The sequence below is a fragment of the Sphingobacterium faecium genome (assembly GCF_003054045.1).
In the GTDB taxonomy this organism is placed as follows: domain Bacteria; phylum Bacteroidota; class Bacteroidia; order Sphingobacteriales; family Sphingobacteriaceae; genus Sphingobacterium; species Sphingobacterium faecium.
In genome coordinates this window covers 481,512-496,781 of sequence record NZ_QBKH01000004.1, presented here as the reverse complement: position 1 = coordinate 496,781, position 15,270 = coordinate 481,512, and the positions used below count along the sequence as shown (strand labels likewise).

Here is a 15,270-nt window from a genome sequence, read left to right as displayed (position 1 = left end):
ATAAAACAAGCTTAAAAAGCATTAAAAGCACCTTAATAACAAGGTTAGTGCTTTTAAGCTTGTTTTCCAGTCTGATTTTGCTCACCGTGCAATGTGCCAGCATTAAACAGCCCACAGGGGGACCAAAAGATTCGATAGCACCTGTTGTGCTCAATGAATTTCCCGCCAATTTTTCTAAAAATTTTAAAGAGAAAAAAATAAGCATTACGTTGGATGAGTATATCAAATTGAACAACCAGCAGAAGGAAATCAGTATTTCTCCAGATATGGATAGGCTACCACAATTTAAAGTAAAGAAGAAAATACTGGAAATTACGTTACCGGATTCGCTAGAGCAAAATACCACCTATACCATCAATTTTGGTAAAGGCCTTGTCGATTATAATGCCAGTAATCCGATCATCAATTACAGTTATGTATTTGCTACAGGAGATCAAATTGATTCATTATCGATATCTGGTAATGTAACCAATGCATTGACTAAAGAGAAGGAAAAAGAAGTCAGGGTACTATTAATTCCAATAAGCCAAGATTCTATCTTTGGCAAAAAGAAAGCTAATATTTTTGCGCAAACAGATACTGTAGGTAATTTTAAAATCAGTAATCTAAGAGCAAACACCTATCGTATCTATGCATTAAAAGAAACCAATAATGACCGTATCTACAATAATCCTGATGAATTAATCGGATTTTTAAAGGATTCGATTGTATTGGATAAAGACCTTAGTAATATCAATCTCCAAATATCCAAAGGGACACCAACAAAATTTAGAGTACTCGATAAAAAAATTGAAAATACAGGTCGCATACATTTAGTATTTAATAGAGGTGTTACACAGCCCAAACTTATCCTATTAAATGATGAAGAAAACGATAAAACTAAGATTGTAAATTATTCACAGAAGCAGGATTCTGCTTTCATCTATATCAGCAATTTAGAAAAAGACTCGCTTAAATTTGTACTATCCGAAAGTAATTCGGTACTGGATACCATATTAATTAAAAAAACCAACCTCAAATTAGATCGGTCTATTGTACCCATTACATCGCCTTCAACAGGAAAAGTAGACCGTGTCAAACATCTGACATTGTCATCGCTTACACCTATTAAAACCATCGATAAGAGTAAAATTAAGTTTACAGAAGACAGTATATCGAAGACCAATTTTCAACTTCAGTTGGATAGTACAGTAGCCAACATTTACCATATTCGATACAATTGGAGGAAGCAAAAGAACTATCAAATCATACTAGAAGAAGGTGCTATGCAAGGTTATTTTGGCGAAAAAAATAAGGAACATAAGCTATCGCTTACCTATGATGATAGCGATAATTATGGTGACATCACGTTTACTTTTACATCAATAGATAGCACTAAACAATACATTGTGGAACTCATAGATGAAAAGAAGGAGAAAGTATATCGACGAGATATCTTAAATAATGCCACCGGAAAATTAGGTTATAAAGAGTTTCCCGGAGGAAAATATACGATAAGAATCATTCGTGATGATAACAAAAATGGTATCTGGGATCCTGGAGAAGTTTATAAATTGACCCAACCAGAACCCCTTGTTTATCTCAACAAAACCTTTACAATACGAGCAAACTGGGAGCAAAATGAAACGTTCAGTTTACAAGAACTGAATGACATAAATTAGTCAAACCAGGAACTATATAAAACGTAATTATGCGGTAACTGTTGTAACATCAATCTTTGTTCTTCAGTTATCGCTTTTATTTTTTTAGCAGGCACACCTGCGTATAAGTGGCCCGATTCACATATCGTATTTTCCAATACAACTGCACCTGCCGCAATAATTACATGACTTTCCACTACGGCATTATCCATTACAATTGCCCCCATACCGATCAGGACATGATCATGTACAATACAGCCATGTACCATAGCTTGATGACCAATATTGACATAATTACCTATCGTGGTTCCAGCCTTTTGATAAGTACAGTGAATGACAACTCCATCCTGTATATTGGTATAATCACCAATACGAATAAAATTGACATCACCTCTGATCACCGCATTAAACCATACCGAACAATGCTCACCTAACTCCACATCACCAACAATCGTACAATTGGGCGCTATAAAGCAATTGTCTTTATACTTGGGACTTATTCCCTTAACTGGTAATATACAAGCCATATCGTTCTAAAATATAGTATCTTTTAAAGTATCCGCATGATGCGGATAATCTGTTGTAAAATGAAGTCCCCTACTTTCTTTACGCAGCAAGGCTGACTTGGTAACAATAAATGCGACCTGTATTACATTCCTCAATTCACATAATTTAACCGACAATTTAGTATGCCTGTAAAAATCTTCTGTCTCGCCGTACAATAAATGCAGTCGATTAAGTGCACGTTCTAATCTGAAATCAGATCTCACAATTCCCACATAATCACTCATTACTTTTTGACATTCTCTCAAATTATGTGTGACCAAAATATCTTCATTAGATAGCTTTGCTTTTGAATCATCCCATTCTGGTACGCCTACCGCATAGTCAGCATCCGATACCGCTTTGGACGAATCCAAATAGATACGATGTGCATATACCAAAGCTTCTAGCAATGAATTGGATGCTAACCGATTTGCACCATGCAGACCTGTTGATGAACATTCACCACAAGCATACAGATTTCTTATGCTGCTTCTACCATAGTCATCCACATAAATACCACCACATAAATAGTGGGCAGCAGGTGTAACCGGAATAAAATCTTTACTCATATCCAATCCTATTGATAGACATTTTTCATAAATATTTGGAAAATGTTTAATAATATCTGCCTTTTCTCGATGCGTAATATCCAAATAAACGTAGTCAATACCCGATTTTTTCATCTCCGAATCGATTGCTCTTGCCACTATATCCCGAGGTGCTAGTGATGCTCGCTCATCATATTCTTTCATGAAATCTTCACCATTCACACGTCTTAAAATACCACCAAAACCACGAACTGCTTCCGAAACCAAAAAGGCTGGCGAGTCACTTGGATTATATAAAGATGTAGGATGAAACTGCATAAATTCCATATTTCGCACCTTCCCTTTTGCCCGATATACCATCGCAATTCCATCGCCTGTTGCTATGGTTGGATTGGTCGTACTCGCATAGATATGTCCAGCACCACCCGATGCCATCACCGTAATTTTACTTAATATCTTATCAACTTGATGCGTATTGGTGTTAAAAGCATAGATCCCATAACATTTGATATCTTCTCTTTGTTTATCAACAAATTCACCCAAATGATGCTGTGTGATCAGGTCGATAGCAAAATAATGGGTTAGCATTTCAATATTTGGATGTTCATGAATTTTCTGCAGTAAAGATCTTTCGATCTCATATCCGGTAATATCTTTATAATGTAAAATACGATGAGCTGAGTGCCCTCCCTCCTTTGCCAGATCATATACGCCTGCATCAGATTTATCAAATGATGTTCCATACGAAATCAATTCATTGATACGCTCCGGAGCTTCGCGCACTACGTTTTCCACAATTTCAACATCACATAATCCATCTCCAGCTATCTGAGTATCAACAATATGCTGTTCAAAGCTATCAGACTTATCCACAACTGCCGCTACTCCTCCTTGCGCATATTTTGTATTTGATTCATCCTCGTTAGACTTCGTGACAATCAATACTTTACCATGATCTGCCGCTTTTAAAGCAAAACTTAAACCCGCGATTCCAGACCCAATTACAAGGAAATCTACCTTTCTTTCTGACATAAAATAAAATTAGCATGTGACCAGCACATTTTGACTATTCAAATTAACAAAAAATGTGGAAAACGTGTAAATAAAAGGTTAAATAAAAATGATAACTTTTTTTTTAATGTTGATATCTCCTATTTCTAACAAAATTTCTAAAAGTTATTAGCACAAAATCGTCTCTTTATCCACATAAATTAACACACAAACAATTCACATTTTTTTATTGAAAATAAAATCAACGAAAAATCACAGTATTAAAAATCAGGCGATTAAAATGAATTTATTGTGAATAAATTGTTAATAACTTTATAAAATCTTCATATCAAAATAATAATTCACTGTTTTATCCCCATTTTCCACACACTAATAAACAATAAGACCTTTTTATATAAAAAAGATTATTATTTATTAAAAAAAAAGAATGTGGAATACGTTTGATTTTCTTTGTTTAGTTTTGTCAAGTTGAATTTGAGGCTTTGAGAATTTGATTGTTGGTTGAGTATTGAAACAAAAATCAAATATTCAATTCTCAGGGGCTTTATTTTTCATAAATGTTATTTTAAACCCTTTTAGAATGCGATAAATATTATTTTATTTTTTTTCCTGAGATATAATGCCGTTAAAAACGGCTTATAATGCTATTTGACTGGTTTATACTGCGATATTTACGTTTTTGAAAATTTAATTTTTTAATTTAAAGCCCTTAACTTTTAAATACTGTTTTGAAATTTGTTTTGATCAAACCTTTATCCTGGAATAAAGGCCGTCAGATATGAATATTTTAAAATATTTATTTTTAAATTTTTTTTGAATTATTCTAATCCAGTTTATTTTCAACATTTTAATCATAAAGATCATGTGAGTAGCATTCATATACTGAAATAAGCTTCCTTACAATTCAATAACTGGATATTTTTAAGAAAAAATTTGATTTATTCAATTCTCAATGCCTTTAATACTGAATTTGTAGCCTCTACAGTTCGATAAATGAATTTTTAAATTTCATTTGGCATTTAATGACCTTGTTAGGAACTTTAATTGATTTTTTGGATCGACCAAAATCTCCTGGTTAAAATTTTTAAAATCCTTTTCAATACTATTTTTATGATTGATAAAATGAATTTTATGTCCAAATTATTTTATTTATCAATCCTTCATAATTTACTTCAAGCTTTAAAATTTTAAATTTAAGTTCGGTTAGGATCTTAATTTTAAAATTTTATCCATCGATCCCGTTTTTATCGATTTTATACGGCCTTTAAATCAAAATTTAAGTCGCTTACATTTAAATATTTGAAAGTTTTGTTTATAACTTTTCGAATAATTTATTTGTATCGCATCAAAATAGTTTAGCTTTGTGCTATTGATTTGGAGGTATAATTTTAAAAAATTAGATTTTATAACTTTTTATCACTTATTCTTTGATGTCCTCGCTACTTTCTATAGGTGCGGATCTGTTATTAACAACGATTAATATTTCAATATTTGAAAATCATAAACTAATATTTTCAAATATTCGATTCTAAGAGCCTTTAAATTCAAATTTGAGCCCTTTACAATTCGATATTTTAAATGATGTGGATAACTGTCTTAAATATTTAACTGTCATCGAGCATGAATAGCGTGTTTTAACAGTTTTAGAAGGTATTAAAATTCACCTTTTACGAAATGTTGATAACTATGTTAATTCACTTATAATCATTTATTTACATTGTATCTTTTGATTAAAAATAGGCGGTTATTAACATGGGGTAAAATACATGCTTATTGAAATGTTGATAAGTGTGTTAATTAGCTGAATATGAATATTCTATTTTTAACTATCAGTAAGTTACGATCGGATTTATAAACATCATTTTTGAATACAAAGATTTATTGAATAAGTATTCTTAATTTTGTAGTGTAAATCAAATTAAGAAGAAGAATTAATGGATTTAGTAAATTACGATATGGAGGCTAAGGGATATATTGATGCTCCCATTGATCCTAGCTTAGATCTCATACAAGAGATCAAGCGTCTAAAACAAGAAAAAAACGCCGTTATTTTAGCACATTATTATCAGGAAGCAGAGATACAAGATATTGCTGACTACATTGGTGATAGTCTTGGACTATCGCAAGAGGCTGCAAAAACTGATGCTGATATGATTGTCTTTGCCGGTGTACACTTTATGGCCGAAACAGCGAAGATACTTTCTCCAACAAAAAAAGTGTTGCTACCTGATGCAAAAGCTGGTTGTTCATTATCGGATTCATGTCCGCCGCATCTATTTGCCAAGTTTAAAGAACAGTACCCCGATCATTTGGTCATTACCTATGTCAACTGTACAGCTGAATTGAAAGCGCTTTCAGATATTGTATGTACTTCGAGTAATGCTGTAGAAATTGTAGAAAGCCTTCCTTTAGATCAAAAGATCATTTTTGGTCCAGATCGCAATCTAGGGGCATATGTGAAAAAGAAAACAGGAAGAGATCTTGTTTTGTGGAATGGTGCATGTATGGTGCATGAAATATTTTCTCAAGATAAAATAGATCGTTTAAGAGCAGAGCATCCGGAAGCGAAATTCATAGCACATCCAGAATGTGAGGATCATATTTTAGCTACTGCCGATTATGTTGGTTCTACCTCGGGCATGTTGAAGTTTACAATCAATGACCCAGCTAACACCTACATCGTCGCTACAGAGTCGGGAATTATCCATCAGATGCAAAAGGCTAGTCCAGGCAAAACTTTCATTCCTGCGCCTCCTAATAACGCTTGTGCTTGTAACGATTGTCCGCATATGAAATTGAATACACTGGAGAAGCTTTATAATTGCTTAAAATATGAAAGCCCCGAAATCACATTAGATGAATCTGTGATCGCCCGTGCACAACGTCCTATTGAGCGTATGTTGGAAATATCCGCTCAATTGGGATTATAATAGTAAAATAAAGACAGATATGTTAGAATTTGATAATACAGAAAGAACAAATTTAGGTGAATTGGGTGAGTTTGGTTTAATTTCTTATTTAACTAAAGCTGTCGAAATCAATGAACCAAGTACGATTAAAGGAATTGGAGATGATGCTGCTGTTTTAGATTTTTCGAATAAGAAAACTTTAATATCAACAGATCTGTTACTGGAAGGGATCCATTTTGATTTACGTTATGTACCGTTAAAGCATTTAGGCTATAAAGCTGTTCAAGTCAATTTGAGTGATATCTATGCCATGAATGGAAAGGCTTCACAGATTACATTTTCAATAGGTCTATCTTCAAAATTCCCATTAGAAGCTGTAGAAGAAATTTATCAGGGCGCATTGATTGCTTGTAAAAAATACAATGTCGATCTGATCGGAGGAGATACTTCTGCATCTGTACAAGGATTAGTCATTTCTGTAACGAGTATTGGTTTTGCTGATGAAGATCAGATCGCTTATCGATCGGGAGCACAAGAAGGAGATTTACTCTGCGTTTCAGGCGATCTAGGCGGTGCTTATGTAGGGCTACAGTTATTAGAGCGCGAAAAAAATATCTTCCTAGAGAACCCTAATATACAGCCTGACTTGGAAGGTAAAGATTATATTGTTGAGCGTCAATTGAAACCTGAGGCTAGAAGAGATATTGTCGAGTTACTTGCTGAGATCGGAGTAAAACCCAATGCGATGATCGATGTATCGGATGGGCTAGCTTCGGAGATCATCCATATTTGTGAGGCTTCGGACAAAGGTTGTAAATTGTATGAAGAAAAAATACCGTTGGATTCGATGACTTACGAAACAGCACGAGAATTTGGACTTGATCCAACAGTTTGTGCGCTCAATGGTGGTGAAGATTATGAATTGTTATTTACCATACCACAATCCGATTATGATAAAATAAAAGGATCCATGGATATTACGATTATTGGTCATATTACACAACCGAGCGAAGGATGCCAAATGATTGCTAAATCAGGAAAAGTTTATCCTATCACCGCTCAAGGCTGGAATGCTTTTAAAGATTAATCATAAAATTGAATTTTAATAAAAGAGGAGATCTTGATCAAGATCTCCTCTTTTATTAAACCGCTAATTCTTCCTCCAGATCTATGAAATCAAATTCATCTTCATTTCGTTTTCGGATACTGAACTCATTGTAACCAAGACCCACTTCAATTTGTAATAATTTTTGCTGCAACATTTCGAGTATCGCTAAGAAGTTATATACGAATTGTACTTTATTTTCAGAATTTCTAAGAATGTATTGAAAATCCAATTGGTTGTTTATTTCTATAAGATCAGCAATCGCTTTTTTCTGTTGCTCTATGGTATAGGGATGTCTTATGACTGTATGCTTGACTTCTTGAGGTCTGTTTTTATACTGAAACATCAGACGTTCATAGACCATCATCAATTTATATAAATCAAAACTATTTAATTCTTCTCCAGGATTTGATACAGGTCTTGCCAATTTAATATCATAATTGATATTGCCTCGTTTGTACAGTTTGAAGCGTTCATCTTCCAATAATTTTAAATCTTCACAGGTATCTTTAAACTGTTTGTATAAAATCAATTTTTGAATCAAATCTTCCTTAGGATCAATTTCATTTTCATCATCATCCAATTCAGGTCGTGGGAGAAGCATTTTTGCTTTAATGCGCATTAAGGTAGAAGCAACAAAAATAAATTCACTAGCCATCTCCATATCCAAAGCCTGTAGCTGATTGACGTAGGACAGAAAATCATCCGTTATTTTGGAAATAGGTATTTCATGAATATTCAATTCATCTCTTTCAATAAAAAATAAGAGGAGGTCAAAGGGACCTTCAAACTGGGGTAATTTTATTTCGTATCCTTCTTCTACTTGCATATCGAAAACAAAATTACATAATTATACAAACATTTTTATTTCTAACTATTAAAACTAAAAGCTTCTACAACTGTTGAGTATTCTAGGACAAAAAGTATTATTAATACCCAAGTTATGATAAATAAATTGTTATTTTGTATCCATATTTTAAAGTAATTAGCAATACTATGCAGTTTGATGCTGGAGATTTATTAAGTAAAATCAATGATCCCTCTGATCTTAAAAAACTCAAGGAAGACCAATTAGAGCAAGTTAGTCAGGAATTGCGTCAATATATCATTGATTTAGTTTCTGTTAATGGTGGTCACTTTGCAGCTAGTTTGGGCGTTGTTGAATTGACGGTGGCATTACATTATGTCATGAATACTCCCTATGATCAATTGATATGGGATGTAGGTCATCAAGCCTATGGTCATAAGATCTTGACAGGACGTAGAGATTCTTTTCATACGAATAGAATTGTTAACGGTATATCCGGATTTCCAAAAAGGGGTGAATCCATATATGATGCATTTGGTGTAGGGCATTCGTCTACATCTATATCTGCAGCATTGGGAATGGCAGTAGCATCTCAGATAAAAGGGGAAAAAGACCGCCAACATATTGCTATTATTGGGGATGGAGCTATGACCGGTGGTATGGCGTTTGAGGCTTTAAACCATGCAGGGATCGAGAAATCAAATCTCTTGGTTATTCTCAATGATAACTGTATGTCTATTGACCCCAATGTTGGGGCATTGAAAGAGTATTTAACAAGTATCACAACCTCCAAACGTTATAATCGTTTTAGAGATGATATCGCTTCTGTGCTATCTAAGATATCGGAAATGGGACCTAATGCTTTAGGAGCGGTTAAAAAGCTTGAAAAAAGCATAAAAGGAACTTTGCTTAAGAATGCTAATTTATTTGAATCTTTAAATTTTAGATATTTTGGACCTGTTGATGGTCATGATGTCAAAAAGCTTGCTAAGACATTAGAAGATCTTAGACATATTCCTGGACCCAAGTTGTTACATTGTGTAACGGTTAAAGGAAAAGGATATGCTTTAGCAGAAAAGGATCAAACCACATGGCATGCACCAGGTTTATTTGATAAAATTACAGGTGAGATCAAAAAATCTATCCAGGATAAACCAACTGCACCAAAATATCAAGATGTATTTGGTAATACGTTGGTCGAATTGGCCGAAACCAATGCTAAAATAGTAGGCATTACACCTGCTATGCCTTCTGGCTCATCGATGAATATTATGATGAAAGCTTTTCCTGATCGTTCATTTGATGTTGGGATAGCCGAGCAGCATGCGGTCACCTTTAGTGCTGGATTAGCAACTCAAGGACTCATGCCTTTCTGTAATATCTATTCATCTTTTATGCAACGTGCATTTGATCAGGTGATACATGATGTTGCCTTGCAAAATTTAAACGTTGTTTTTTGTTTGGATCGTGCGGGAGTAGTAGGAGCAGATGGTCCTACGCACCACGGCGCTTACGATATTGCTTTTATGCGATGTATCCCCAATATGACAGTTTCTGCACCCATGAACGAGGAAGAGTTGCGCAATTTGATGTATACTGCCCAATTGGAGGATAAAGGTCCTTTTGTTATCCGCTATCCGAGAGGTAATGGTGTAATGGTAGATTGGAAAAAACCTTTCAAAGAAATTGAAATTGGTAAAGGAAGATTGATTCAAGAGGGTGAATCTGTTGCCATTTTAACATTTGGAGCCATCGGTAACGAAGCAAGCAAAGCGATTTTAAAATTGTCAGAAGAAGGAATACATCCTGCACATTATGATTTAAGATTTGCTAAGCCTTTGGATGAAGAGCTGTTACATAAAGTCTTTCAGAAATTTGAACATATTATAACGGTAGAAGATGGTTGTCTGCAGGGTGGGATCGGATCTGCTGTTTTAGAATTTATGGCAGATCATCGGTATACCAGTAAAGTCGTGCGATTAGGTATTCCAGATACGATCATCGAACATGCCGAGCAGAAGAATCAGTGGAACATGGCCTATTATGATTCCGAAGCAATTGTAACAGAATGTCGAAAGCTGGCAAAAGGTATAAAGACGGACTCTATGGTGAGCTAGGTTCTTCGTACTATAAAAAAATATAAAAGAGGAATTATAATATTATGATTCCTCTTTTTTTGTTTAACTTTAGGAAGATTCCTTATTATAAACGTCGTTACATACATGGTAACAATTCTATTGATTTAACTTGATTCAATCTTTGCTTAATTAGCCAGTGATCCGAAGGAATTATGGAGTAAAAAATAGACCAAAAACTACAGAAAAAAGAAAAAAGTAATAAAAAATTTGGAATGTTAATAAAAAAAAATTAGGCTAAATTTTTTGTTAAAAAAAGTGAATTTTTTAACATAAGTGTCTGATTAATAATGAATTTAAATTAATTTTAAATTTTAGTTTTTTAGCTGATTTTTTTTTGTCATCTTCGTCTTAAGAGAAAGTTATCAACATTTTTTTGGTCGCTTATTGGAAATCAACTTATTAAGAATTTTAGAATGGAAAAAACGAGTACAAGTGTTTGGAATAATTGTCTTGCAATAATCAAAGACAATATACCAGCGCAAAGTTTTAAAACCTGGTTTGAGCCTGTGAAAGCAGTACGTTTGGAGGGTGACGTTTTGACTATTCAAGTACCTAGTTTATTTTTTTACGAGTGGTTGGAAGAACACTATGTTGGCATCTTGCGTAAGACAGTAAAAAAGTTCTTAGGTGAGCAAGGTAGGTTGGAATACAATATTGTAGTGGAGAAGTCTTCAGCATCTATTCCATACACGACTAATATCCCATCTAACGGCAATGGAGCAGAAGGTAAGAAACAATCTATTCCTGTACCTGTATCTTTAAATAAGGATATCAAAAATCCATTTGTGATTCCTGGACTAAAAAAATTACAAGTTGACCCACAATTGAATCAGAATTATACTTTTGATAATTTCATTGAGGGGGAGTGTAATCGTCTAGCACGATCTGCGGGCTTTGCTGTAGCAAATAAACCGGGAGGTACATCATTCAATCCATTGATGATATATGGTGCAGTAGGATTAGGAAAAACACACTTAGCGCAAGCCATTGGAAATGAAATCAAAAGAAACTTACCGGATAAATTGGTTATCTATGTTTCTTGTGAAAAGTTTTGTCAACAATTTGTAGACTCATTAAAAAATAATACGATTAACGACTTTGTGAATTTTTATCAAGCAATGGATGTTATCATCATGGATGATGTACATAATTTTGCTGGTAAAGAGAAAACTCAGGATATATTCTTCCATATTTTCAATCATTTACATCAGTCTGGAAAACAAGTCATCTTAACATCTGATAAAGCTCCTAAAGATTTAGCAGGATTAGAAGAACGTTTATTGAGCCGTTTCAAATGGGGTTTATCTGCGGATATTCAAATTCCCGATTTGGAAACAAGAATGGCAATTTTGAAAAAGAAAATGTATTCTGATGGTATTGAATTACCTGAAAATGTAGTCGAGTATGTGGCTAATCAGATTGACAATAGTGTTCGTGAGTTAGAAGGTGCCATGGTTTCTTTATTAGCACAATCAACATTAAACAAAAAAGAGATTGATTTAAATTTAGCTAAATCAATGCTTAAGAATTTTGTTAAGAACACCCATAAAGAAATATCGATGGAATTCATTCAAAAACTTGTTTGTGAGTATTTTGAAGTTCCTGTTGAAATGGTTAAATCCAAAGTCCGTAAAAGAGAAATTGTACAGGCAAGGCAGATATCCATGTATTTGGCTAAGAACCATACCAAATCATCCTTAAAAACGATCGGTTCATTCTTTGGAGGAAGAGATCACTCGACAGTAATCTATGCATGTCAGACCGTAGAAGACTTAATCGAGACAGACAAGAAATTTAAAACATATGTAAATGATATCATGAAGAAACTCAAAGCTTAATATCACTTATTACATAGCAAATAAAAAAGGGATTCTAATTTAGAATCCCTTTTTTTATCCAAATGGATAATGTTTATGAACAAGTTCTTAATGATTATGGTGTCTTATTTGTTTCTTCAGTATTCTCTTTCTTTTCTTCTTTGACTGGTTGAGGAACTACTTCAGGTATTACCTTAGCAGGTCTTTCTGCCACTACCTTTTTGAATAATTCTTTTTGATCTTCAGTCAATAGTGCATCAACTTTTACATCAGCCTCAGCTTGCAATTTATTGATTTGTTCTACCAAAACTTCTTTAGTTGCATTGGTGTCTCCCAGTAAAGCAAATTCAGCTTTTGCTTGATCTAAAGTAATGGTGTAAGCCGCAGTTTTTTGCTCATCTGTCAAACTTAATTTTTGAGTCAATTCGGTTGTTACCTGAGTAGCATGTTCTTCTGGAGTAACTTGTTGTGCAAATGTTAAAGTCAATGCTAAGAAGAATCCGATTCCTGTTAAAAATAATTTTTTCATGATTGCTATGTTTTAATGTAATATTCAATAACTAAATTCTACAACTAAAACTCTCAATCCCTCTCACTTATTGTATCAAATATGTTACTTTAACAAATTTTTAACAAAATATAATTAATAACTAACTCATTTACAGTTAATAAAAACAAAAAAGGGTTCGACGATATGCCCAACCCTTCTCCTCTAATACCTGCTATTTTTGTCTTTGCTGTCTCCGTTCTTGCATTTCCTTTTGTAGGATGTCATAGGATTTGCTTTGTTCAGGAGTTAAAAACGATTTAATTTTTGCGTCTGTGTTCAGTCGTATAGGTTGAATCTTTTCAAATGCTGCTTTGCGGTCATCCGTACTTTTGAATAGCTCTTGCTGTTTTTTAGATAGATCTAGCGCATATACATAGATGGAGTCTTTTTGGCTTTGGGATAGTTTTAACTGTTTATCTAATCGTTCTACGGTATTTTTAGCTTGATCTTCAGGTGTCCTTTGCCATCCACCATTACCTTGTTTTTCTTGTGCTATTGTTGCCGTAGCAAGAAGCATCAATATGCCAAATAAACCTGATTTTAAATTTTTCATATCTTTTTTATTAGTTACCTATGCTGTCATCTACTTAACGACAACTAATAAGAAGACAAAAACTAAATAGCAAAGTTTAAGAATTATTAAAATTTAAGATTCATTAACACTTCTGTCACAGATAGATATAATTTCTTTTTCAAATGATAGTTGTTTATGCTCATCTTCAAAAGCAATTTCTATAGGAATGTACGCAACAGGAATGTCTCGTAAGAGATTTAAAAATTTGGGATGACGAAGTCGTTGTGCATCTTTTTCTGTTGTTAAGATTATTTTAGTGTCATTTGCTATTTGTTCGAATCTTTGTTTAAATAGTAAAATATCACTTGTTTTAAAAGCATAGTGATCGGAATAGGAAAGGTGCTCAATACACTTTACAAGAGGTTTAAGGTATTTTATTAACGGTTGTGGGTTAGCTATGCCAGTGATTAATAAAACGGCTGTAGTGCTGCTTATTTCAATTAATGGTTTGGTAATAGGAATAGCATTGCCATACACAATAGAAGTAAAGAGGATCGCTGTAATCCCACTTTTTTTACTTAAGTTTTTTTTGATGAGCTCCTTTTCTTTTGGAGTAGCATCAGATGGTGTTTTAGTGACCACGATGATGTTAGCCCTGCTGGATTCTCCTGAAAGGTCTCTAAAATTACCCATAGGCAATACAAACATAGGATGCAGACAAGAGGTGAACTCAAATAAAAGGATCGAAAATTTGGGTTTTAATTTGCGATGTTGAAAAGCATCATCCAATACGATGACATCATGGTTATTCATTAATGTTTCCACACCAAAACATCTATCTTCACAAACAGCTACTGTAAGGTCTGGAAATTTATTTTTAAATTGTAGTGGTTCGTCACCAACTTCATCAACCATTGATGATACCTCAACATATTTAAAGCCTTTAGTTTTGCGACCATATCCTCGGCTTAAAGTAGCGACCTGAAGTTTATTTTGAAGGAGTTTGACGATAAATTCGGTCATTGGACTTTTCCCTGTTCCTCCAATAGCCAGATTTCCGACCACAATCGTTGGAATGGAATAAGACTTAGATTTCAGTACCTGCAGATCAAATAATCTATTTCTAATCCAGATCACCATCCCATACAGTATGGAGAACGGAAATAAAAGTAAACGAAAAATCTTCATGATCAATGACCTATAATATTCAAGCCTACATCAGAAATTTCCATTAATGGATTGTCACGCATGTTTTGTTCAATAGTGAAGTGATATACTCCAGTATCAGGAAATACATAATCTTTGTGGATAAGACTTTGTTGGGTATAGAGAGATCCAGCACTCTTACCAGTCCATTTACCATCTAATTGCGCTAATTTAAGCTCTTTTCTAAAAATATATTCCTTTGTATGAGGGCCTTTCTCATATACCAAAATAAAAAGATTAGCATAGGGATAATTTGCAGTATGTCGAACATTTAACCACATATTATACTTTTTAGAAATATCTGTAATATGAACTTTAAAGGTTGGTTTATTAGTATGATCCCATGCTTTTTTAGGAATACTTACATTTTCATCAATAATTGTATTGGAATCACATGACACAAATAGAGATAATAGGATACAACCAATTAGAAAAGTATATGTTTTCATGCTTATTTAAGTATATCAAATTGGCGAGA

General features: G+C 33.7%; 12 protein-coding genes. 5 read left to right on the top strand and 7 right to left on the bottom strand.

Translation table 11 applies throughout. The features are described from left to right. The first annotated feature begins 86 nt into the window (after window positions 1–86). Complete coding sequence (locus C8N37_RS13785) at window positions 87–1,661, top strand: Ig-like domain-containing domain (protein WP_244914432.1); 1,575 nt, start codon at window positions 87–89, stop codon at window positions 1,659–1,661. Here C8N37_RS13785 and C8N37_RS13780 read toward each other — a convergent pair. Both C8N37_RS13780 and nadB read right to left on the bottom strand, forming a co-directional pair. Continuing rightward, complete coding sequence (locus tag C8N37_RS13780; protein ID WP_108159416.1) at window positions 1,658–2,167, bottom strand: gamma carbonic anhydrase family protein; 510 nt, start codon at window positions 2,165–2,167, stop codon at window positions 1,658–1,660. The genes C8N37_RS13785 and C8N37_RS13780 overlap by 4 nt on opposite strands. Window positions 2,168–2,173: 6 nt before the next feature. Further along, window positions 2,174–3,766, bottom strand: a complete 1,593-nt coding sequence (nadB, locus tag C8N37_RS13775) for an L-aspartate oxidase (RefSeq protein ID WP_108159415.1) — start codon at window positions 3,764–3,766, stop codon at window positions 2,174–2,176. Window positions 3,767–5,679: 1,913 nt separating this feature from the next. On the opposite strand from nadB, the gene nadA reads away from it, so the two are divergent. Further along, window positions 5,680–6,675, top strand: coding sequence for a quinolinate synthase NadA (nadA, locus tag C8N37_RS13770; protein WP_108159414.1), 996 nt, complete (start codon window positions 5,680–5,682; stop codon window positions 6,673–6,675). Window positions 6,676–6,694: 19 nt separating this feature from the next. Further along, complete coding sequence (gene thiL, locus C8N37_RS13765) at window positions 6,695–7,741, top strand: thiamine-phosphate kinase (protein WP_108159413.1); 1,047 nt, start codon at window positions 6,695–6,697, stop codon at window positions 7,739–7,741. Window positions 7,742–7,796: 55 nt separating this feature from the next. On the opposite strand, the gene C8N37_RS13760 is transcribed toward thiL, so the two are convergent. Next, window positions 7,797–8,588: a segregation and condensation protein A gene (locus tag C8N37_RS13760; RefSeq protein ID WP_108159412.1), complete on the bottom strand. Its 792-nt coding sequence runs from the start codon at window positions 8,586–8,588 to the stop codon at window positions 7,797–7,799. A gap of 167 nt (window positions 8,589–8,755) precedes the next feature. On the opposite strand from C8N37_RS13760, the gene dxs reads away from it, so the two are divergent. Together dxs and dnaA are read left to right on the top strand one after the other, a co-directional pair. Then, on the top strand, window positions 8,756–10,684 hold the full coding sequence (gene dxs / locus C8N37_RS13755) for a 1-deoxy-D-xylulose-5-phosphate synthase (protein ID WP_108159411.1): 1,929 nt from the start codon (window positions 8,756–8,758) through the stop codon (window positions 10,682–10,684). Between the two features lie 434 nt (window positions 10,685–11,118). Next, window positions 11,119–12,543, top strand: a complete 1,425-nt coding sequence (gene dnaA / locus C8N37_RS13750; protein WP_038695013.1) for a chromosomal replication initiator protein DnaA — start codon at window positions 11,119–11,121, stop codon at window positions 12,541–12,543. 94 nt (window positions 12,544–12,637) lie between these two features. Here the strand turns inward: dnaA and C8N37_RS13745 are convergent, their stop codons facing one another. The 4 genes from C8N37_RS13745 to C8N37_RS13730 all read right to left on the bottom strand — a co-directional run bounded on the left by C8N37_RS13745 (window position 12,638) and on the right by C8N37_RS13730 (window position 15,241). Beyond that, window positions 12,638–13,051, bottom strand: coding sequence for a hypothetical protein (locus C8N37_RS13745; protein WP_108159410.1), 414 nt, complete (start codon window positions 13,049–13,051; stop codon window positions 12,638–12,640). Window positions 13,052–13,244: 193 nt separating this feature from the next. Continuing rightward, complete coding sequence (locus C8N37_RS13740; protein ID WP_146171073.1) at window positions 13,245–13,625, bottom strand: hypothetical protein; 381 nt, start codon at window positions 13,623–13,625, stop codon at window positions 13,245–13,247. Between the two features lie 93 nt (window positions 13,626–13,718). Then, on the bottom strand, window positions 13,719–14,774 hold the full coding sequence (gene lpxK, locus C8N37_RS13735) for a tetraacyldisaccharide 4'-kinase (RefSeq protein ID WP_108159408.1): 1,056 nt from the start codon (window positions 14,772–14,774) through the stop codon (window positions 13,719–13,721). 2 nt (window positions 14,775–14,776) lie between these two features. Beyond that, the gene (locus C8N37_RS13730) at window positions 14,777–15,241 is read right to left on the bottom strand and encodes a gliding motility lipoprotein GldH (RefSeq protein WP_108159407.1); all 465 of its coding nucleotides are present in this window, start codon (window positions 15,239–15,241) and stop codon (window positions 14,777–14,779) included. Window positions 15,242–15,270 lie beyond the last annotated feature (29 nt).